21 protein-coding genes and 1 other RNA gene are annotated in these 19,587 nt (G+C 47.9%); 13 read left to right on the plus strand and 9 right to left on the minus strand.

All coding sequences use genetic code 11. The annotated features are described in order from the left end of the window. The first annotated feature begins 20 nt into the window (after positions 1–20). The 7 genes from RYZ26_RS18080 to RYZ26_RS18110 all read left to right on the plus strand — a co-directional run bounded on the left by RYZ26_RS18080 (position 21) and on the right by RYZ26_RS18110 (position 6,853). On the plus strand, positions 21–1,364 hold the full coding sequence (locus RYZ26_RS18080; RefSeq protein ID WP_317684656.1) for a hypothetical protein: 1,344 nt from the start codon (positions 21–23) through the stop codon (positions 1,362–1,364). Between the two features lie 42 nt (positions 1,365–1,406). Then, entirely contained in the window at positions 1,407–2,366 is a 960-nt protein-coding gene (locus RYZ26_RS18085) for a hypothetical protein (protein WP_317684657.1), read from the plus strand. A gap of 13 nt (positions 2,367–2,379) precedes the next feature. After that, positions 2,380–2,751, plus strand: a transfer-messenger RNA (tmRNA) gene (gene ssrA, locus RYZ26_RS18090). Between the two features lie 193 nt (positions 2,752–2,944). Continuing rightward, on the plus strand, positions 2,945–4,381 hold the full coding sequence (locus RYZ26_RS18095; RefSeq protein WP_317684658.1) for a circularly permuted type 2 ATP-grasp protein: 1,437 nt from the start codon (positions 2,945–2,947) through the stop codon (positions 4,379–4,381). Next, positions 4,362–5,303, plus strand: coding sequence for an alpha-E domain-containing protein (locus RYZ26_RS18100; protein WP_317684659.1), 942 nt, complete (start codon positions 4,362–4,364; stop codon positions 5,301–5,303). The genes RYZ26_RS18095 and RYZ26_RS18100 overlap by 20 nt, the downstream gene beginning before the upstream one ends. After that, the gene (locus RYZ26_RS18105; RefSeq protein WP_317684660.1) at positions 5,303–6,103 is read left to right on the plus strand and encodes a transglutaminase family protein; all 801 of its coding nucleotides are present in this window, start codon (positions 5,303–5,305) and stop codon (positions 6,101–6,103) included. Before RYZ26_RS18100 ends, RYZ26_RS18105 begins: the two co-directional genes overlap by 1 nt. A 15-nt stretch (positions 6,104–6,118) precedes the next feature. Next, positions 6,119–6,853 carry a proteasome-type protease gene (locus tag RYZ26_RS18110; protein ID WP_317684661.1) on the plus strand — a complete coding sequence of 245 codons (735 nt, stop codon included), beginning with the start codon at positions 6,119–6,121 and terminating at the stop codon, positions 6,851–6,853. A gap of 1 nt (position 6,854) precedes the next feature. Here RYZ26_RS18110 and RYZ26_RS18115 read toward each other — a convergent pair whose 3' ends face one another. Together RYZ26_RS18115 and RYZ26_RS18120 are read right to left on the minus strand one after the other, a co-directional pair. Then, positions 6,855–9,296 carry a methyl-accepting chemotaxis protein gene (locus tag RYZ26_RS18115; RefSeq protein ID WP_317684662.1) on the minus strand — a complete coding sequence of 814 codons (2,442 nt, stop codon included), beginning with the start codon at positions 9,294–9,296 and terminating at the stop codon, positions 6,855–6,857. A gap of 218 nt (positions 9,297–9,514) precedes the next feature. Then, positions 9,515–10,192, minus strand: coding sequence for a DUF2270 domain-containing protein (locus RYZ26_RS18120; RefSeq protein ID WP_317684663.1), 678 nt, complete (start codon positions 10,190–10,192; stop codon positions 9,515–9,517). A gap of 275 nt (positions 10,193–10,467) precedes the next feature. Between RYZ26_RS18120 and RYZ26_RS18125 the strand changes: the two genes are divergently transcribed. Then, positions 10,468–10,650 carry a hypothetical protein gene (locus RYZ26_RS18125; protein WP_317684664.1) on the plus strand — a complete coding sequence of 61 codons (183 nt, stop codon included), beginning with the start codon at positions 10,468–10,470 and terminating at the stop codon, positions 10,648–10,650. A gap of 73 nt (positions 10,651–10,723) precedes the next feature. Here RYZ26_RS18125 and RYZ26_RS18130 read toward each other — a convergent pair whose 3' ends face one another. Then, positions 10,724–11,137 carry an acyl-CoA thioesterase gene (locus tag RYZ26_RS18130; RefSeq protein ID WP_317684665.1) on the minus strand — a complete coding sequence of 138 codons (414 nt, stop codon included), beginning with the start codon at positions 11,135–11,137 and terminating at the stop codon, positions 10,724–10,726. Between the two features lie 116 nt (positions 11,138–11,253). Between RYZ26_RS18130 and parE the strand changes: the two genes are divergently transcribed. The 3 genes from parE (at position 11,254) to RYZ26_RS18145 (ending at position 14,320) form a co-directional block, all read left to right on the plus strand. Then, positions 11,254–13,254, plus strand: a complete 2,001-nt coding sequence (gene parE, locus RYZ26_RS18135; RefSeq protein WP_411576882.1) for a DNA topoisomerase IV subunit B — start codon at positions 11,254–11,256, stop codon at positions 13,252–13,254. Between the two features lie 75 nt (positions 13,255–13,329). Further along, complete coding sequence (locus RYZ26_RS18140) at positions 13,330–13,806, plus strand: YHS domain-containing (seleno)protein (RefSeq protein ID WP_317684667.1); 477 nt, start codon at positions 13,330–13,332, stop codon at positions 13,804–13,806. Positions 13,807–13,888: 82 nt separating this feature from the next. Beyond that, the gene (locus tag RYZ26_RS18145) at positions 13,889–14,320 is read left to right on the plus strand and encodes a hypothetical protein (protein ID WP_317684668.1); all 432 of its coding nucleotides are present in this window, start codon (positions 13,889–13,891) and stop codon (positions 14,318–14,320) included. Positions 14,321–14,390: 70 nt separating this feature from the next. Here the strand turns inward: RYZ26_RS18145 and RYZ26_RS18150 are convergent, their stop codons facing one another. Next, positions 14,391–14,570, minus strand: coding sequence for a hypothetical protein (locus tag RYZ26_RS18150; RefSeq protein WP_317684669.1), 180 nt, complete (start codon positions 14,568–14,570; stop codon positions 14,391–14,393). A 301-nt stretch (positions 14,571–14,871) separates the two neighbouring features. Between RYZ26_RS18150 and argC the strand changes: the two genes are divergently transcribed. Further along, positions 14,872–15,915: an N-acetyl-gamma-glutamyl-phosphate reductase gene (argC, locus tag RYZ26_RS18155; RefSeq protein WP_411576883.1), complete on the plus strand. Its 1,044-nt coding sequence runs from the start codon at positions 14,872–14,874 to the stop codon at positions 15,913–15,915. Positions 15,916–15,975: 60 nt separating this feature from the next. On the opposite strand, the gene RYZ26_RS18160 is transcribed toward argC, so the two are convergent. Genes RYZ26_RS18160 through RYZ26_RS18170 form a run of 3 tightly spaced genes read right to left on the minus strand, consistent with a single transcriptional unit; the run spans position 15,976 to position 17,886 of the window. Beyond that, positions 15,976–16,935 (minus strand): TAXI family TRAP transporter solute-binding subunit, encoded by a 960-nt coding sequence (locus RYZ26_RS18160; protein WP_317684671.1) that lies wholly within the window; start codon positions 16,933–16,935, stop codon positions 15,976–15,978. Positions 16,936–16,981: 46 nt separating this feature from the next. Beyond that, positions 16,982–17,341 carry a hypothetical protein gene (locus RYZ26_RS18165; RefSeq protein ID WP_317684672.1) on the minus strand — a complete coding sequence of 120 codons (360 nt, stop codon included), beginning with the start codon at positions 17,339–17,341 and terminating at the stop codon, positions 16,982–16,984. 26 nt (positions 17,342–17,367) lie between these two features. Continuing rightward, the gene (locus RYZ26_RS18170; RefSeq protein WP_317684673.1) at positions 17,368–17,886 is read right to left on the minus strand and encodes a cache domain-containing protein; all 519 of its coding nucleotides are present in this window, start codon (positions 17,884–17,886) and stop codon (positions 17,368–17,370) included. 136 nt (positions 17,887–18,022) lie between these two features. Here RYZ26_RS18170 and RYZ26_RS18175 point away from each other — a divergent pair, with 136 nt between their 5' ends. Beyond that, complete coding sequence (locus RYZ26_RS18175) at positions 18,023–18,616, plus strand: hypothetical protein (protein ID WP_317684674.1); 594 nt, start codon at positions 18,023–18,025, stop codon at positions 18,614–18,616. A gap of 25 nt (positions 18,617–18,641) precedes the next feature. On the opposite strand, the gene RYZ26_RS18180 is transcribed toward RYZ26_RS18175, so the two are convergent. Beyond that, positions 18,642–18,788 carry a hypothetical protein gene (locus tag RYZ26_RS18180; protein ID WP_317684675.1) on the minus strand — a complete coding sequence of 49 codons (147 nt, stop codon included), beginning with the start codon at positions 18,786–18,788 and terminating at the stop codon, positions 18,642–18,644. An 86-nt stretch (positions 18,789–18,874) separates the two neighbouring features. Then, positions 18,875–19,090, minus strand: a complete 216-nt coding sequence (locus RYZ26_RS18185; protein ID WP_317684676.1) for a hypothetical protein — start codon at positions 19,088–19,090, stop codon at positions 18,875–18,877. Between the last annotated feature and the right edge of the window lie 497 nt (positions 19,091–19,587).

The raw sequence follows: 19,587 nt of genomic DNA on the forward strand, positions 1-19,587 counted from the left end.
AACAGCAGAAGTGCACTCGGATGGTGCCTTCTGCTGTTTTCGTTTCTGAAAGCCGCTCTTCCCAAATCGGGGAGGGCGGCTTTTTGTTTTTAACCTCAGAATCAAAAAGGATGACGCAGATGTCACTTTTTCCAGATTTTTCAAATATGTTTCGTGTCGGTAAAACCATTAGTCAGGATGCGAACACCGATCCAAATGATGTGTTGAATACCAAGAACGCTCTCGCCCAGACCGGGGATTATCAGATCCCGGATTTCGGCATCACCGATGTGCCGGACATGGGAATGATAGATGGTCTTAAAAGTTTCCAACAGAAGCATGACCTGAAAGTTGACGGCGTGATGAAACCCGGTGGGCCGACGGAAAGCACAATTGCAGATGTGCTTAACACCCAAGGGGGTGATGGCGCTGACCTGCCGACCTCGAAGAAACCCATAAACCCAAAACCGGGTAAGATTGATCCGCTTACAGGTCTGCCCGAAGTGAAAATGCCGAATCCCAAAACATCCGGCAAAGGACTGTGGGAACATGTCGGGCAGGCCCCTAAACCCGTGACAACACCCTGGTTTCAATCCCCCCAGATAAAGCCTTTGCCTGACGAAGATCATTCTTCCAATACCCGTGCGCTTGATGGCATGTTGCAATATACTAAAAACGGCTCTCTGCCTGCCCTGTTTGCGGATACGTTGAAAACGGGTGATGAAAAAGCGGTCAATGAATTTGCCAATTTCATGCAACAACTGAACGCCCGCAAACCCGAGCGCGCAGCCGAGTTTGAACAGGAGGTGATGAATAAGGTCCCAGGTTATGCAAAACAGACTTTGGTTTCTATGTCACAGATGGAAGAGGATAATGGAGAAGATAAAACTCAAAAACACTTAATTGATAATTTAGATAGTGAGGAGCTTCAATCACACATTAAAGCAAGTTCGGCTGGAGGTGATCTTGAAGATGTTGTGGACGATGCAAATGAAGAATATCCTGGAGCTAATATGCGTATAACTAGTCGAGGTAGGACTGTTCGTCGTCAAGCTCAATTGATGGCGCGTCGACGCATGCGTAGCCGAGATGATTTCTTAAGTACATACACTAACCATTACTATATCATCGAGATGGATGAATGGGTAACCAATAATCCTGATGCATCCTTTGATGAAGTTACTGACGAATTTGAAGGGATTATCGAGGAGGCTCTAGATGCAGGTTATAAGGTGTCAAACCACCTTGAAGGAAACGTTATAGATGTTAGTATCCCAAAGAAGCATAGGTCAGAAGTGAAAAGTTATATGGAAAATTCTGGTGTCAGGGTTCTGGATGAAGGAAACGCCATGACGGGACCACATTGGCACCTTGAGTTTCAATAAGGGATGAGAGATAGGGAAATGGAGAGAATATGGGCGTTCATAGTGGTTGTTGCTAGTTTGGTTATTTTTCAAACGTCATCAAAAGCTCAGCCTTCTGTTTCCCTTTCTTTTTTTACGCAAAATGCCAACAGTGTGGATTGGTATTGGTTTGATCCCGTAAATAAGAATGCTCGCCAAATTTATGCGTTTAAAAAGAAGCCAGCCGCGCTTTATTGGGAGAAAGGCAATCATAAAATTCGTGTCATTGATCAGGGAAAGATTGTGAGTTTTTCTGGTTCTGGCCATCGACTAAATGAAGCGCCAATCTTGCTGCCTCAGATGTTACAGGGGGAGAAGTCTATTTCTTTGTGGCGAGACGCGAGTGATCATAACTTACGTGTTGCGACTTGGGTGACTGTTCGGCCTGCACAGGTTCGAGACAATATAATCTACTTGAGTAACACAATATCAGTTCCGGTTTTGAGAGACCCTGAATGGGGGGCGCATGCGGTTGTTCGCTTGTTTAAACAGGAAGGTAACGCGTGGTCACTTGAGCAAACATTGGCGACTAAATCAGAGGCAGGTGATACGCCGGGTTTATCCGTACTCAAGCCTTTCTGGAATGAAGAAGGGGCGAGTGATTTGAAAATGGCTTCTACGAAATACTGTAAGCGTTATGACAGTGTCTTTGACGGTAGGGCGCGTGAAGGTGGGAACGTTCGAATTGTATCACATGATGTTGAGACAGGTATTGTAACTTGCAAAGGTTGTCGGTTTGAGTTGACTCACGCTATTTCTGAAGGTGATTGTCTACACGCAATGTTACCTGTTCATCTTTGGGATAAAGAGAGAGAGCAAATAAAGTATCTGGATTTACCAAATGACGGGCAAGCTCGACTGGATGTAAATGGCAATTTTGCTTTTGTTGAAAGTGCAGCAATAGTTACTGTAATTGATTTAAATTATGGGAAAATATTGTTAAATAAAACAGGTGAAGGATCGTTCTGGTTTTTATCAAATTGACTTATATCGATGTACCCTTGACCCCGCCCTCAAATAACCTTACATGTAAGGCGTCTGCGCAAGCTCGCAGACTACGGCGCTAGAGGCCGGTATGGAATAAGCTGACTGGACCCGGGGGCGGTACCCGGCGCCTCCACCATAAATCGATTGTTTCAGGTCGATTTGTGAGGGGGGCGAAATAGGATCGACAGCGGTAGTAAAGATACATGGTTGCGCTCGGTGAGCTACCACCGACATCGGTGCAAACTTTACTAAATGCCAACGACAATCGTATGGCTCCGGTTGCAGCTGCTGCGTAACGCAGTCGCTTGACCAAATTCAATTCCTGCATAGGTGAGTCTATGTAGGTGGGGTCCGGGGGTACCTAGCAACAGAGACCCCCACTTATCTCCTATTGAAAAGATGCATAAAATAAAGGCGCTGCTCAAATATTAAGCAGCATGTTTTTTGTGCAAAAAGCCTGATTTTCCCACTTGTTATATCCTTAGGTGCCAATTCTAATTCCAAGGATTGGTGCGTCTTTTAACTGGCATGGAAGCTGCAATTCCACTTTGTAATAAAGCAATTGCGGAGGGACGATGCTGGATAACTTCTTTGATGAAATGCATGCCGATAGCGGGGCGGTGCGCGCGCCTTACGAGACCTATTCCGCCTGGCTTCATTCGACCGAGGTGGATGAACTGGTGCGCTGTCATGAACAGGCCGATCTGATTTTCCGTCGTGTCGGGATTACCTTTAATGTTTATGGTGCTGATGGCGGTGTGGAACGGCTTATCCCCTTTGATGTGGTGCCGCGCATTATCTCTGCCAGCGAATGGGATCTCATCGAACGCGGTGTGATCCAGCGGGTGACGGCTTTAAACGCTTTCTTGCATGACATCTATCACGATCAGGCGATTTTAAAATCCGGTCTGATCCCGCCTGATTTGATCCTGACCAACGAAGCTTTTCGCCCTGAAATGCTGGGGCTGACCTTACCGCATAATGTTTATTCCCATATCTCCGGCGTTGATATCGTGCGGGTGGATGAAGAAACTTTTTATGTGCTGGAAGATAACGCCAGAACGCCAAGCGGTGTGTCTTACATGCTGGAAAACCGACAGGCCATGATGCGGCTGTTCCCGGATTTATTTGCCAAACATCGCGTTGCGCCTGTCAGTCACTATCCTGAATTGCTGCTGGAAACACTCAGTTCCGTTGCGCCCAAAGGTAACAGCATGCCTACCATCGTGTTGTTAACGCCCGGCCAATTCAACAGTGCTTATTTTGAACATGCCTTTCTCGCACAGGAAATGGGGATTGAACTGGTAGAGGGCCAGGACCTGTTTGTGGATGAAGGCTATGTCTATATGCGAACGACCCATGGCCCCAAACGGGTGGATGTGATCTATCGCCGCATCGATGATGATTTCCTAGACCCCTTGGCCTTTCGCCCAGATTCAGCCCTTGGTGTGCCGGGCCTGCTGGCAGCCTACCGCATGGGCAATGTGTCGATCTGTAACGCCATTGGCGGCGGGATTGCCGATGATAAGGCGATCTATACCTATATGCCGGATATCATCAAATTCTATCTGGCCCAGGAACCGATCTTGAAGAACGTGCCGACCTATAATTTGCGGCGCAAGGATGACCTGGCCTATGCGCTGGAGAATATGGAAAAGCTTGTGGTGAAAGAGGTTCATGGCTCCGGCGGGTACGGGATGCTTGTGGGCCCGGCTGCGACCAAAAAGGAAGTGGCGGAATTTAAAAAGAAGGTCAAGGCTGATCCGGCGAATTTCATTGCACAACCGACCTTAAGCCTTTCAACATGTCCGACATTTGTGGATCAGGGGATCGCCCCGCGCCACGTGGATTTACGCCCGTTTGTTTTATCGGGGCGTGAAACCCGCGTGGTGCCGGGCGGCTTGACCCGTGTGGCCATGAAAAAAGGATCGCTTGTGGTGAATTCCTCTCAAGGCGGTGGAACAAAGGATACCTGGATTTTGGAGGGGGCAAATGCTAGGACGCGCCGCTGATAACCTATACTGGATGGCCCGAAATATGGAGCGTATCGAAAATATCGTGCGCCTGATCAAGACCAGCCGGACAGCCAATATGCTGTCGGAAAACGGGCAACAAAGCGACAATATCTGGGAAATGCCGCTGGAAATTTCCGGTCAACGCAACATGTTTATGGAGGATTATGGGGAGGTTTCAGACGGACGTGTCTCTGCCTTCATGCTGAGCGATACCAACAATCCGGTCAGTGTGAAAACGTTGCTTTCCAACGCGCGGGAAAATGCGCGGGCCACCCGGCATCTCTTAACGTCTGATGTGTGGGAATGTATCAACCGGACATGGCTGTCAGTCAAAGATCTGAACTATCAGGATATCGTCAAAAGTTCCCTCGATGATCATCTGGAATGGATGATTGATCGTTCTTACATGTTTAAAGGCGTCATGGCAGGCTCCATGCGTCGCGGCGAAGGGTTGCAATTTGCCAATCTTGGTCTGGCGGTCGAACGCGCTGATTACAGTGCGCGGTTGCTGATGGTTCATTTTGCCACGGCTGAGAAAAATTCCTCTCAAATGGGTGGGATGCAGGTACGTGATTATTATCGATCCATGGTGATCCTGAATGCTTTGAATGCCTACAAGGCGTATCGAGAAACCTTCCACAGCAGTATTGAGCTGGATAAAATCGCTGAACTGGTCATCCTTCATAAAGAAGTCCCGCGCAGCCTGCGTGCCAGCGTGGATGAGATTGTGGAAGTCTTGCGTACGCTGAACCCAACCGCATCGGTGATGAAAGAGGTTTATGATCTGCAGTATCGTCTGGAAACCGTGCAGATTGCACAGCTGCGCCGGGTCGGGCTGGACCATTTCCTGATCGATTTTTCCAAGAATGTGGATGAGATCAGCCTGAATATTCAACATGACTTTATGATGGTGCAGTAATGAGAATCAAAATCAGACATGAAACCCATTATGTGCTGGAAACCGCAGCGCGCCGCGCCATGCAGTATCTGCGCTTGACCCCGCGCAATGATCGAAATCAACGGGTCGGTAACTGGTCAATCACGGGGCCTGAACAGTTGACCCCCTGGATGGACGGGTTTGGCAACACGGTTCATTTTGCTGCTGAACATACCGATCATCATGATTTGAAAATTGTGGTGGAAGGCGAAGTGGAGACCAAGGAAACCAATGGTATCCTCCCGCTTGATGACGGATTACCACCGGGTATGTTTTTGCGTGAAACACCCCTGATCAAATGTGACGATGAACTTGCACGGTTTGTCGATCAATATGCATCCATTCGCGATAAGGATGGGGATATCGGGTTCTTGCATGCCTATATGGGCGCGCTGGCCGATGAGATTGCCTATCAATCAGGTGAATCGACGGTCAATTGTTCTGCCGCCGAAGTGTTTGAACGCAAAAAAGGGGTCTGTCAGGATTTTGCCCATTTGTTTATCGCAGGCTGTCATCATCTGAATATCCCGTCGCGCTATGTCTCGGGCTATATCACAGATGGGGCGGGGGAACCTGCGTCGCACGCCTGGGCGGAAAGTTACGTCAGTGATTTGGGCTGGATCAGTTTTGATCCATCCAACAAACAATCAGCAACTGAAAGCTATGTGCGTTTGGCGGTGGCGTATGATTATGCCTCTGCCGCGCCAATCATCGGTGTAAGAACTGGTGGTCAGGGCGAGCAAATGAATGTAAACGTTCAAGTCGATCAATTACAAAGTTAAAGAGCCTGCAAAGAAATGAGTTACTGTTTAGGGATGTTGCTGGATGGCGGACTGGTCTTTATGTCCGACACACGAACCAACGCAGGTGTGGATAGTATCGCGTCTTATCGCAAAACCTTCCTGTTTGATGAAAAGGATGACCGCCGGGTCGTTATTCTGGTCGCAGGCAACCTTGCCATCACCCAGAATGTCATAAGTCGTCTGGAAGAAGCGCTGGAACATGAAGGGGCCAAACGCAACATTTACGAAGCCAGCAGCATGTTTGAAGTTGCGCGCATCGTGGGGTCAGCCGTGCGTGATGTCTATAAAGAAGAAGGCGAAGCCTTAAAGGCCCATAATGTAGAGTTTTCCGCCTCCTTCATCGTCGGCGGGCAGATCAAGGGGCGTCGGATGCGGATGTTTAATGTCTATTCCGCCGGAAACTTTGTTGAAGCCACAAAAGAAACACCTTATTTCCAAATCGGGGAAACCAAATATGGCAAGCCCATTATCAAGCGCGTTCTGACGCCTAGAACACCGATCCCTGAAGCGGTGAAATGTGGCTTGGTGTCATTTGATTCAACGATTAATGCGAACCTTTCGGTCGGTCTGCCCATTGATCTAACCATTATCCCGCGTGACAATCTGGAAGGTACAGAAAGTCACTTAATCAGCGAAGATGATCCCTATTTCAACAATATCGGGAAAATCTGGGGCGAAGGGCTGCGCGCTTTATTTGCAACCCTGCCTGACCCCAAATGGGTGCGTTGAGCTAAGCCACACGACTGACGAGAAATTCGGGACGCTCTGTCGCGAGATAGAGGGCGAAATCTTTGTCGAGAACTTCTGTATGTTCCATCAGGAAGCTTGCCAACGTGTCGAAGAATTCAAGACTGACATCTTCGCCTTCGTCAAATCTGCATTTAATGGATTTAAGCTTTGCGGACATTTCGCGATGAACCGGAATGTGGGAAGCAAGGCCGGGATAGCAGGATTTTGTCATTTCTTTTTCTTCCAGGATACAATGCTGGTCAAATGAAAGGATGACTTTGTTGAGTGCTTGATCGATTTGGTCGCGATCAATACCACTGAGCAGAAGGCCGTGATAACGGTTGATTTCTTCAAAGAACGTGCGATGGCTCTGATCAATCATGCCGACCCCGGTTTCCAGATTTTCATCCCATTTCAACAGTTGTTTGTCATCATTGCCGGCACGCACCTGATGAAGGAACTTGGCGACTTCTTCTTTTAAATACTCAGCCTGTTGGGACAATTCCTGGGAGGCAGTGGCAATCTGTTTGGCAGATGCGCCTGTTTCGTTGGATCCCTGTTCCACCTTCTTGATGTTCAGGTTCACTTCTTCTGTTCCCTTGGCAGCCTGTTCTACACTGCGGGCGATTTCTTCTGTGGCGACGACCTGTTCTTCAATGGCTGCGGCGACCGAACTGGTGATCTGGTCGGCGTTGGTTATGGATTTTTCGATGTCCTGCATGGCACTGGAGGCTTGCTGGGTTGCCTGATTGACATGGTCAATCTGTACAACGATTTCTTTGGTGGTGGAAGCAGTCTGCATTGCCAGAGATTTCACTTCGGAAGCAACGACGGAAAATCCTTTTCCTGCTTCGCCTGCACGTTCTGACTCAATGGTGGCATTTAAGGCCAGCATATTGGTCTGTTCTGCAATTTCGTTGATCATTTTTACGAAGCCGGAAATTTTTTTGACTTCTTCGATTAATGTCGCAACGGTTGATTTGGTGCTTTGTGCTTTCAAAGCTGCCTCGCTTGATACGCTGGAAGACTGTTGGATATTGCGACCGATTTCCTGATTTGAACTGCTTAATTCTTCGGTTGCAGACGCCACGGTTTGCACATTGGCAGACGCTTGTTCGGATGCCGCTGCGACCGTGACGGCCTGGTCGCTTGTTTGCAGGGCTGTATTGGACATCTGAGCAGAGGCGGCTTGCAATTCAGTCGCCGCAGCGGTCACTGTTTCAACCACTTTACCGACACTTTCTTCAAAGATATCAGCCATTTTCATCAATGCGACACGGCGCTGGGCTTCGGCTTGAAGCTTTTGTTCTTCCTGTTCCTGTTCTAGTCGCTTTACGGCCAGCATCTGTTCTTTGAAATAATTGACGGAAGATGCCATTTCACCTAGTTCGTCTTTTTTATCGGTGTAAGGGACAATGATGTTCAGATCATCATTGGACAGGCGTTGCATAATCCCTGTCATGGCTTTTACAGGATTGGAAATTGCTCCACCCAATATCCAGGCCATGATCCCGCCAGCAACAAAGCTGCCTACGCCAATCAGGACCAGTTCCAGCTCGCCGGTTTCAATGTTGTTTATGGTTTCGTCACGGACTATTTTTTCCCGCTTTGTCGCATTTTCCAGCAGTTGTTCTGCTTCGTTTACCAGATGCTTTGTCGTTTCAAGCATTTTGCCGTCAATAAGGCTTCGCAGTTCAAGTTCTTCATGGTGAACCTGATGGACGGTTTTTTCATAGTCATGGGCAAGCGTTCTTATTTCATCGGTAAGCTTTTTTTCAAACTCGGTCTGAGTGACGGCCGATAACTTATCAACATTTTCGTAAAGGAGTTTGAATTCCTCTTTCAGTTTTGCTGCAATCTTCTGGTCTGAATGACCAATCAGGACATTCGAATAGAGGCGGGTGAGAAGGGCGTGTTTTTGGACCTGTTCGATATAAAGGCGGGCCTGGTCGTTTTTAAGCTCAATTACTTCTTTCAGAATCTCATCAATGTCGTGGGTTATTTTCTCCCCTTCAGGAATGAGGTGCTCATCAATGAGTTTCAGGAAATGATGTTCCAGTTTTTCAGCTTGTGCAAAATCAGTCAGATAGGTACTCACATCCATTGCCATGGTGTTCAGTGCAGCCCTATGGGTATCTGATTTTGCACTCTGAATGGCGCGGTCCAGTTCTTGCGTGATTTTAGACCCGATCTCATGGACTGCTTTTGCATCATCGTCCTGTGCCGTGTTGGCATATTCACGTGCATGGCTTCTCAGTTTAAGAAACATGGTTTCAATATGACTGACAGCTGTGGTGGATTCTACGATCTCTGCAAATTCATCCACTTCATGACCGACAACGACAAATTGTTTGTATGCCACCCCCGAAGACAAGGCTGTCAGGCTTAAAACCAGCAGGAAGGAAGACAGAATTTTAGCTTTTAAACCGAGCGACTTCATCATGGCATTTCCTTTTTGATATTCCATCAAAGAGTAGATGCTCAGCGTGTTTTTTATAATTGGTTATCCGTAGATATACATATAGACTTTGGTGTTGCGAATACAACTAAAAAACATCATTAATTTATCATTGCGGCATAGGTTTCTTATGAAGTTAACCAGAAGGTGATTTTTTTGGTGAAAGAGTACATTTTGCGTTTGCTAGATGTTCACAGAGGAGGCTATCCCATCCCGATGCCTTTATAGCGACGGTTCAGGTGCGAGATTTTGTCGTGATAAAGGGTTGCGATGGCAACGATAATCCAGGTGCTGTGGAAAAGCACATGCATGAAGATGACAATTTCACCGGAAATCGGGCCGATATCGGCACGGGTGAAGATATCGCTCATTTTCAGGATGGGTTCGGGGTGGATGATCAGTTTGCCGTAATAGGCAATGCACTGAATACTTAACAACCAGGCATAACTGCGACGAAGACGCCTGCCGACGGCGCGGATCATGCTGATATGGTGGCGCGGATGAATATAGTCGTTGGCGAGAATTTTATGCCAGTCGCCATGACGTTCATAGTCTTTGCCCAGCAACATGGGGGCATAAAGTTCTGTTTCGATATGACGTGCACGCGCACGCCAGACGTTGAAATAACGATAGCGTCGGGCTTCAAATACAAGAAAAACAATGACCAATAGACCGACCAGAACAAGCGGCAGGGGTGACGCGTTGGGTCCACTGAAGGTGATGGAAAAAGCAATCCCTGTGGTGACAACTGCCCAGTTGGTGGTGTTGTCCAGACGGGTTCGCCAAGTGGTGGAACGATAGACCTCACCACGATAAAGGTGGGCTAACGCGCCAAGTTCGGCTGTGGTGAAATCTTTGATTTCTTCTTTGTTTTCACTCATTTGTTTTAAGCATCCCTATTTTTTATACAGAGTGCGACAATGTGCTGCTGGTTTCAACCCCAAAAGTAAGATGGAACATTTTGAGAACAAACCTTGACAGGTTCTAAATGTTCTGCCATTGTTCTTTTAACGAGTCGCAGACATTTGGAGTGAAGAGACATGTATATCCCTACCTTTGCAAAAGAGTTCCTCGCGTTAAGCAGTATCTTTGTGGCCGGTTACGCCTGGTCTTTTATTTTGTAATTTTTAAAGAGAACAAAACGGGAATTTGTAAGATGGCTTATCGTGAATTAGGTGAAGCACAAATCTTGAAACGCTATGCAAAGACGGATTACGTCAAACCTGCGCGCCGTCCTGTGTCCATGACGGGAAAGGGCGATGACTGGCAGACGCTGTCTCAGGCCACCAGCCGCTTTTTACAACACGTCAAACCAGCTATTGTGACTGCCCGAAACTAAGGCCGGTTTGATGAATAGGCGAAGCAATGTTTAATCCCCGAGGTTGCCCGACCTGCATTGCTTCGCCATTTTTTTAAGTGAGGGATAATGTATTGTCTGGTGCGGGCGGAAGGGCGCGTTTTTTGCCGTCTTCGCCAATGGCAACAAAGGTGAAAATCCCTTCCGTTACTTTTTCACGTTTCAGCGTTGCTTGACGCAATGCCCATAGTTCCACCTTGATGGACATGGATGTGTTGCCTTCCTTGACGATATCGGTATAGACACAGACCACATCACCAACGCGGACCGGCTTCAGGAAAGACATGGCTTCCACACCAACGGTGGCGACACGGCCCTGTGCCCGCCAGCCTGCGGTAATGCCGCCTGCCAAATCCATTTGGGACATGACCCAGCCGCCGAAAATATCGCCGTTGGGGTTCGTGTCACCAGGCATGGCGAGGGTGCGGATTGCGGGTGTGCCACTGGGGGAAGTCTCGTTATTCTGCATGGGGGGTATCCAAATCTTGGGGGTAAGTAAAAAAAGCTGTTGATAACGACAATATCATGCTTGCCCGAAAGGTCCATCCTTCCTATCATCTGCGCGATTAATTTTTATCAGGGGTAATAACTAAATTGTCTACGGATCTATTTGAGAACGACACACCAAAAGTTGACGGTGATTATACAGCGCAGGATATCGAGGTTCTGGAAGGGCTGGAACCTGTCAGGAAACGTCCTGGCATGTATATTGGTGGCACGGACGAACGCGCCTATCATCACCTGGTTGCCGAGATTCTCGATAACTCCATGGACGAGGCGGTGGCTGGACATGCCAGCCGCATTGAACTGGAACTGGATGAAAACGGTTTTATCACCGTTCGCGATAATGGTCGCGGTATCCCGGTTGACCCGCATCCAAAGTTCAAAGACAAGTCTGCCCTTGAAGTGATTCTGACCACGCTGCACTCCGGTGGTAAATTCTCCGGCAAGGCCTATCAGACGTCTGGTGGTCTGCACGGGGTCGGTATGTCGGTTGTAAACGCCCTTTCCGATGCGCTGACCGTTGAAGTCGCGCGGGATCGCACATTGTATCGTCAAAGCTTTAGCCGTGGTCTTCCCGAAGGTCCGTTAAAGAATGAAGGTCAGGTGAATAACCGTCGCGGCACCATGATTACTTTCCATCCGGACCCGCAGATTTTTGGCGCGCGCCTGCAGTTTAAACCTGCGACCCTTTATAAGATGGCCCGATCCAAAGCTTATTTGTTTAAAGGTGTTGAAATCCGCTGGAAATGTGCGGAAAGCCTGATTAGAGAAGGCGATAAAACACCTGCGCAAGGGGTACTGCACTTCCCAGGTGGTCTGTCTGATTATCTGAACCACGTGCTGGAAGGTCGCGAAGCCAAAACGGATGAGCCTTTCGCCGGCGATATCAAATTCCCGGAAGAACAGGGCAAGGTCGAATGGGCCATCGCTTGGCCGGAAGATGAAGAAGCCTTCTTTAATTCTTACTGTAACACGGTTCCAACACCATTGGGCGGAACGCACGAACAGGGATTCCGCAATGCGCTGACCAAAGGTATCCGTGCGTACGGTGAACTGATCAATAACAAGGCCGCTTCCAAGATCACCGCAGAAGATGTGATCAATGGCGCTTGTATTATGCTGTCGGCCTTTATCCGTGATCCACAGTTCCAGGGGCAGACCAAGGAAAAGCTGGGGACAGCCGAAGCTGCCAAACTGGTTGAAACCGCCATTCGTGATAATTTTGATCACTGGCTGGCCGGAAACCCGGAGATTGGCACGCAACTGGTTGAATATCTGATTGAACGTGCAGAAATTCGTTTGCGCAAGAAAAGCGCGAAACAGATGAAGCGCCAATCGGCGACCAAACGCCTGCGTCTGCCGGGCAAGCTGACTGACTGTACGCGCTCCGTTTCTGACGGCACCGAGATTTTCCTGGTGGAAGGTGATTCTGCGGGGGGCTCAGCCAAACAGGCCCGTAACCGTGAAACCCAAGCCATCCTGCCGTTGCGGGGGAAAGTGTTGAACGTGGCTTCTGCCACCATCGATAAAATCCATGCGAACCAGGAACTAAATGACCTGGGGGAAGCTTTGGGCTGCGGAACGCGTGAAAGCTTTGAACTTGATGATTTGCGCTATGAAAAAGTCATCATTATGACTGATGCGGACGTGGATGGGGCGCATATTGCCTCGCTTTTGATGACGTTCTTTTATCAGGAAATGCCGGGTCTTGTTGAATCCGGTCGTTTGTATCTGGCCCAGCCACCGCTTTATCGTCTGGCAACGGGCGCCAAGAGCATCTATGCCATGGATGATCTGGAAAAAGATGAACTGATGGAAAAAGAGTTCAAAAACAAAAAGGTCGATATCAGCCGCTTTAAAGGTCTGGGTGAAATGCCACCTGCGCAGTTGAAAGAAACCACCATGGATCCGAAGAACCGCACGCTTTTGCGTGTAACGGTCCCTGTTGGTCAAAATGACAATGATATTGAAGATGCCAAGGACACCAAAGACCTGGTGACCCGCCTGATGGGTAAAAAGCCGGAACTGCGTTTCCAGTTTATTCAGGAACGTGCGAAGTTCGTTGAAGATCTGGATGTGTAATCCGCCTCTTTCGCTCACGAAAATTTGATTTACTGTTTCTTGTATGGTCTGCCTTGTGCAGGCCATACTGCTTTCATGATGAAAGCGATTAAAATTTTGTCTGCAGCCGTTGTTGTTGCAGGGTTAAGTGCAGGCGGGGCCGCCTTTACGTCCCCTGCATATGCGGGGGCGGACCCGGTTTATACGGGCTATCTGTCCAATGTTGCGGTCGAAGGTTATGATCCGGTGGCTTATTTTATTGATGGAAAAGCCACCAAAGGATCGGGTGATTTCACCATGGATTATCAAGGAGCGGAATTCCGCTTTGCCAGTCAGAAAAATCTGGATACTTTTAAAAGTAATCCTGCTGCCTATGCCCCGCAATATGGTGGTTATTGTGCCTGGGCGGTATCTCAAGGTTATACGGCCAAGGGTGATGCCAAACATTGGCGCATTGTTGATGGCAAGCTTTACCTGAATTATAACGCGGATGTGAAGAACCGCTGGGAAGGCGATATTCCGGGCTTTATCGCCAGTGCGGATAAGCAGTGGCCGACCATCATTAAAAAATAGAAATGGCTGTGATATTGATCACTAGGTAGTTGTTTTGACATATGCTAGCATGCGTCCAACGTAATATAACGAAGGGCCAGAAATGTTTGCATATGTCGAAGGTGGGAAGCTTATCAAATTCGCCAAAATCCCGGAACATCCGGAAACGGGGGAACCGTTGAACGGTTCTGCCAAAGGGACGTTGGCCAACCTCGGCTGGTTGCCTGTCGTTGTGCAAGCCATTGACGTGGGGGATGACGAGACGCGTGCCGAAGACATTATTTATATCGATGGTGATGTGGTCCGCGTAGTGCAGACAGTGCGCACCCTTTCTGATGAAGAAGCCTTCCACAAGATCAAAAACAATATCATGGCCATGATCGAAGGTGTAGAAGATGGTCAATCTGACCGGGCTGAACGTGAACTGCTGCTGGAACTGTCAGAACATCTGAACCTTACATCCAGCAAGGCGTATGAAATCCTGAAGGGGATTGACGATAATATCGCAGCCAAACGCGCGTTGTTGGGGCAGTAAGCAGACACAAAAAAGGGCGATGAAACATTTCTCGCCCTGGCTTGTCTTTACGCTTTAATCAAAGCTTTGGTCAGATGACACGAATGTCAGCTGTTTCGCCATAGCCGCCCTGGATCAGGTTTTTGGCATGGGCGATCATGGTGTCACGTTCTGATTTACGGATATAGAAAACCTGTTTACCGCCATTCAATGCGCAGCTTACAAAGTTATGAATGCCGTACTTCACCAGAAAAATTTGTTCTTTATTCATCTTAAATTCTCACATCTTTCTATCTTTTATCCTCTACAGGTTACGCGCGGATCATTAAGGATACCCTAAAGATTTATGACGGTTTCATGTTAATCGGGGTTGTTGGTGGGAAGAATTGGAACAAAAAACTGGATTTCCTGCCCAGAACTGATAAAAGAATGCCAACAGTTTCATTATTAAAGAAAGACAGAGCCATGCGACGATTGACAGCCAAAGATATCTAACTATCTGAACGGGTGTATATGGACTCTGATTTGAGGGCCCGTTCGGGTCCTTTTTTTATGCAAGAATTTAAGAGAAAATCATGACTACAATCAAAGCAGCAATTGTCGGGGCGAGTGGCTATACAGGTGCCGAACTGGTCCGTCTTCTGATCAATCACCCCAATGTGGAAATTTCCGCCATGACGGCTGATCGTAAAGCTGGCATGCGTATGGCCGATGTGTTCCCGCATTTGGGCGGCCTGGATCTGCCAGATCTGGTAAAGATGGATGATGTGGATTGGTCAGGTATTGATGTGTGTTTCTGCTGTCTGCCACATGGGACAACGCAGGCCTTTATCGCAAGCCTGCCTGAAAATGTACGTATTGTTGACCTGTCTGCTGATTTCCGTCTCAAAGACATCGAAGAATATGCCAAATGGTATGGCGACGAACATCGCGCACCAGAACTGCAGAAAGAAGCGGTATATGGTTTGACAGAATTGAAACGTGACGAAATCGCAAAGGCGCGTCTGGTCGCAAACCCGGGATGTTACCCAACTTCTGCCCAGCTGCCTTTGATCCCGCTGGTACAAAAAGGCCTGATCAGCACCAATGGCATTATCATTGATTCCAAGTCCGGTGTGACAGGGGCAGGGCGTGCCCCGAAAGAAGGCACCTTGTTCTGCGAAGTTTCTGATGCCATCCATGCTTATGGTGTGGGTACGCACCGTCATGGGCCGGAAATTGAACAGGGGCTGTCTGAAGCTTGTGGGGAGCCTGTGACCGTTTCCTTCACGCCGCATCTGATGCCTATGAACCGGGGTATTCTGTCCACCATCTATGTCACGCTGGATAATGGCGCGAGTGTGGAAGATCTGCGTGTGGCCCTGAATGACACATATGCCAATGACCCATTCGTGCGTGTGGTCGAAGAAGGCCAAAGCCCGGCGACCCGTCATGTGCGTGGGTCGAACTATTGCCTGATCGGTGTCTTTGCCGATCGTGCAGAAGGCCGTGCCATCCTGGTTTGCGTGGAAGACAACGTTGTCAAAGGCGCATCTGGCCAGGCGGTGCAGAATATGAACGTGATGTTCGGCTTTGACGAAACAGCCGGGCTGACACAGCAGCCAATGTTCCCTTAAGCTTTAAGGGCTGATGAATAAAAAGGGTGAAACGGTTTGAAATCGTTTCACCCTTTTCTTTTAGCGCAGCAAGCCTTTTTCCAGAATGTAAGCCATGGCTCCGCTATGAAACGGCGCGATGACGCCATCTTCGACCATTTCCTTCGGTTTTAGCTGGGCAAGGGCAGGGTGGGCTTTTTTCAGTGTCTCAAGGTTTTCAAACACTGTTTTCATGACCAGATTGGCTTTGTCTTTCTTCAAATCCGCATGAGTAAGAAGGGACGCTTTGGGACCAAAGGTGCTGACCTTGGATGTCATGTTCGGGTAGGTCTTGGCTGGAATACGGGTTGCGACATATTGCGGGTTATCCAGCAATAGAATGCGTACCCATTCCCCGGTGATGGAAATTAGCCGCACACCACAGTTTTTCGCCACATCCGTCATGGCCTGATTGGCAAGGCCTGCAACCCAGAAGGCCGCATCATCTTTACCGTCACACAACGCCTGGATTTGGTCTTTGGAAGAGCGATCGGTGACGGCAGCAAACTTGTCATGCTTCCAGCCCTTTTCTTTTAAAATTAAATCTGCCAAAGCACGTGACCCTGACTCGGCATTGCCCAGATTAACCGTCTTGCCTTTTAAACCGTCGAAAGATTTGATGCCGCTGTTTTTAGCGACCATCAGGTGCAGTGGTTCACTGTGGAGCGACAAGAGGGAGCGCAAGGACACCATGGAGGAACGATCCCGAAAGGTTTTGACCCCATTAAGCGCATACATCTGCACATCAGATTGCACAAGGGCGAAGTCATATTTCTTGTCATCCAGCCCCAATACATTTTCGATGGAACCACCCGTGCTGATCACACGGCAATCGGTTTTATGGCTGGCGGTGTCTTTATTGATCAGGTCGCAGATCGCTTGGCCGATGGGATAATAAACCCCGCTCTTGCCACCCGTGGCGATGGTGATGGTCTCGGCCATTGAATATGTCGGGAAAAACAGCAGGCTCAAAAGCGAGAGGCGCAGTATCGTTTTAAACATGACGATGCCTTATCCTGTGAATGAATGGATAAAAGCATAATCTAATTTAAGAGGTTACGCCATCACTGAGAAATAGAATGAGTTCATTTAATACGCGAAGTTGAAGGGGGACAGTATCATTTTCATCTGGTGGGCTAATATTCAGAAACGCTTCGCCCTGATCACCCTTATATAGCTGAATGAGGTCGAACGGATGATTCTGGATGCGGATCGTGACGTGGAAACAGTCGGCTTGTGTCTGGGTATCAAGGATAAAAGCAGATGTGTTGTCGGCCCAATAGCTCACCAGTCTTTCAAGTTCCGCCCGTGTTTCTTCATAGTCAGCCTTATCTGCAAGTCGTTGAGACAAAAGTTCATAGAGACGTTCCATCTTGGCGTTTTTGTCTTTGATGTCATCAGAGATCATAGATTTATAACGTGTTTTTTGTTGGGCTATTTATAGAGGCTGCTTGAGATCACCCAATTCCAGCCCGGTGTTAGCCGGGAGTAAGCTATTTTGGTTGCAGTACCGTCTAAGCCTGCTTTGGGCCATTGGTATTCAATGAAATGATCTTTCTCTGGTGATTTTTGAACGTCATCAGCTATTACCTGAAATATCTTTTTCCCTTCTGGATTGGCAAACCCTGTAAGGTTCTTTCCTTCAAGTCGGGGAAGTATACCGTGCATGAGCATTTTGTTGCTCAAATCCGTGATCCAGAAATACTCTGATTTGAGATATCTGATGCTGCGTAAAATCTTAATGGCGGCACGTTGGGCGATTTCGGTTTCCATGAGCCCTTCATTCGCTTGCTTTTCAAAATAAAGGATAACGCCGTACGCGGTATCAACTGCGGTTTTGAGCTCTGCTTTACGGTCATTAAACAGGTTAAAACTATGCCCCGGCGTTGGTGTAAAGGTGACAAGACTGAACAGAGGAATGAGGATAAGCAGCTTTAGTATGGAAAGTTTCATGTTTCACCTTGTTGTCAGGAGGCCGTAAGAAGGGACAATCTAGCGCTAAATAGGTCGATTTAAAAGTTGAGTTTGCGCGCAGGAAGTGTGAGTTTATTCAAAGATCATTGAATGGCTTTGAAGAAATCAAAAACACATGTCCGTACCAGATAACTTTTTTGTCGCTGTGCCAAAGCGGCTCATCTATTTCAATATGACGAGCCTTTTTATTGGTCTGTTCACTCTTGCAGCCTTTGTGGCCCCGTACTTCTTGGAGATTGATGTCAGTTATGTTGGTTATGCTGGGATTTTCTTTGCATCAATCGTGTGTGTTTGTTTTCTCTTTTACCGTAAAATCGGATTACTTAAACAAAAGACATTGATCCGGATTGATCAGGACGGTGTTTTTCATGCGCTTAAAATGAAAAAGAAAATTCCCTGGGCGGATATTCAGAAGATCGAGTTTCTGGATGAGATTGTAGAACGTCATTTTCATCAGCATGTGGAAAAAGTTCATGTTGGACATAAGCTGGCCTTTTATTCAGACAAGTATCGTGATCCGCGCACAGAGAATATAGAGCTCAATTTTGAGGCGGAAAAGCTGGGGCGTTTTGAATTGGGTGTGCGGGAGAACTATTTCGATATCGCAAAAGCCAAGTCTGTTATCGAACAGTATAAAACAGTTGATGATCTTTCAACGCCTCTGCCCAATCGTCGCCACGCCCCGATCAACCCAAATGATGCGCGATAGTCTGAAGACAAAATTCCTTAAAAAATCAGCTGCGTCTGCTTTTGGATTGCAGCATTTGGCGATGTTTTCGGGTTGCCATATGTTGTTTCACAAATTGCACAGGGGACAGTGCATCCCACGTGATCAGCAGGAAAAAGCCCAGAACGATAATCGGTACAACGGCAAGCCACATGATTGCGAGAACTCCTTTTGTGCGTTCTCTGACACCTAGCACAGGCGATGAACCAGGACTGTGACGTGGGTCAAGTCAGGGGCCAATTACTCAGGCCGGGAACTCGGCGCTTTGGTCCATAGGCCGATACCAAGAATGATCATAAAAATGGTCATGGCGGGCAGCAGGATATAGCCCAAAACCTCGTTCAACGCCATCAGGTTCAACGCTTCGAGAAACCATAACAGCAGCGGTGAAAAAATGCTGATCACGGTAACGATTGTCCCGATGAGCCCAATTCTGATGATGGTTTTATTTGTCATGTTCGTGCCTTGAGAGATACGTGTTCTCTCAAGTTTTTATCATGAGAGGGCACCGATTTCAGTGACGTTGGTTAATTGGATACAGCAAATTGTCATTGCGACGTAGGCCGGAAGCTGTTGAACACATCAAAATAGAGATTCCGACCTTCGCTGTAATGACGGGGAATATGGAGAAACAGGAACATTCATTGGTGTTGGTGATGTTTTATTGGTACCTGTCGCTAATTATTTTACGTCGCCAAAGGTAGTGGTTTTTTTGTGAGTTGATGGGTGATGCCACCATTCTGAGATCAAAAGAGTTTCCCCAGTACATCAAAACCAAGTAATCCAGCCAGCAGAATTGACAGAAACAGTGTGAGCAATAGAGCAGGCATCACCTTTTTCATTGTGCGGCATTTTTTGATGTATGGACCCGCTGCACTAAAGTGGAGGATACTTTACTCTGTCATGCAGCCTTCATTTCAAACTTCATAGGGCTGATGTTGCCCAAGTATGAA

Origin of the sequence: Terasakiella sediminum, assembly GCF_033100395.1 — a bacterium.
Taxonomy (GTDB): Bacteria; Pseudomonadota; Alphaproteobacteria; order Rhodospirillales; family Terasakiellaceae; genus Terasakiella.

Coding starts and splice junctions, on each gene's coding strand:
- RYZ26_RS18125 (WP_317684664.1), top strand. CDS start 10,468: ATGGCTTATCGTGAATTAGGTGAAGCACAAATCTTGAAACGCTATGCA.
- RYZ26_RS18165 (WP_317684672.1), bottom strand. CDS start 17,341: ATGATCTCTGATGACATCAAAGACAAAAACGCCAAGATGGAACGTCTC.
- RYZ26_RS18080 (WP_317684656.1), top strand. CDS start 21: ATGGTGCCTTCTGCTGTTTTCGTTTCTGAAAGCCGCTCTTCCCAAATC.
- RYZ26_RS18120 (WP_317684663.1), bottom strand. CDS start 10,192: ATGAGTGAAAACAAAGAAGAAATCAAAGATTTCACCACAGCCGAACTT.
- RYZ26_RS18130 (WP_317684665.1), bottom strand. CDS start 11,137: ATGCAGAATAACGAGACTTCCCCCAGTGGCACACCCGCAATCCGCACC.
- RYZ26_RS18100 (WP_317684659.1), top strand. CDS start 4,362: ATGCTAGGACGCGCCGCTGATAACCTATACTGGATGGCCCGAAATATG.
- RYZ26_RS18150 (WP_317684669.1), bottom strand. CDS start 14,570: ATGAATAAAGAACAAATTTTTCTGGTGAAGTACGGCATTCATAACTTT.
- RYZ26_RS18110 (WP_317684661.1), top strand. CDS start 6,119: ATGAGTTACTGTTTAGGGATGTTGCTGGATGGCGGACTGGTCTTTATG.
- RYZ26_RS18145 (WP_317684668.1), top strand. CDS start 13,889: ATGTTTGCATATGTCGAAGGTGGGAAGCTTATCAAATTCGCCAAAATC.
- RYZ26_RS18115 (WP_317684662.1), bottom strand. CDS start 9,296: ATGATGAAGTCGCTCGGTTTAAAAGCTAAAATTCTGTCTTCCTTCCTG.
- RYZ26_RS18105 (WP_317684660.1), top strand. CDS start 5,303: ATGAGAATCAAAATCAGACATGAAACCCATTATGTGCTGGAAACCGCA.
- RYZ26_RS18180 (WP_317684675.1), bottom strand. CDS start 18,788: ATGTGGCTTGCCGTTGTACCGATTATCGTTCTGGGCTTTTTCCTGCTG.
- RYZ26_RS18170 (WP_317684673.1), bottom strand. CDS start 17,886: ATGAAACTTTCCATACTAAAGCTGCTTATCCTCATTCCTCTGTTCAGT.
- RYZ26_RS18160 (WP_317684671.1), bottom strand. CDS start 16,935: ATGTTTAAAACGATACTGCGCCTCTCGCTTTTGAGCCTGCTGTTTTTC.
- RYZ26_RS18185 (WP_317684676.1), bottom strand. CDS start 19,090: ATGACAAATAAAACCATCATCAGAATTGGGCTCATCGGGACAATCGTT.
- RYZ26_RS18175 (WP_317684674.1), top strand. CDS start 18,023: ATGTCCGTACCAGATAACTTTTTTGTCGCTGTGCCAAAGCGGCTCATC.
- RYZ26_RS18140 (WP_317684667.1), top strand. CDS start 13,330: ATGATGAAAGCGATTAAAATTTTGTCTGCAGCCGTTGTTGTTGCAGGG.
- RYZ26_RS18095 (WP_317684658.1), top strand. CDS start 2,945: ATGCTGGATAACTTCTTTGATGAAATGCATGCCGATAGCGGGGCGGTG.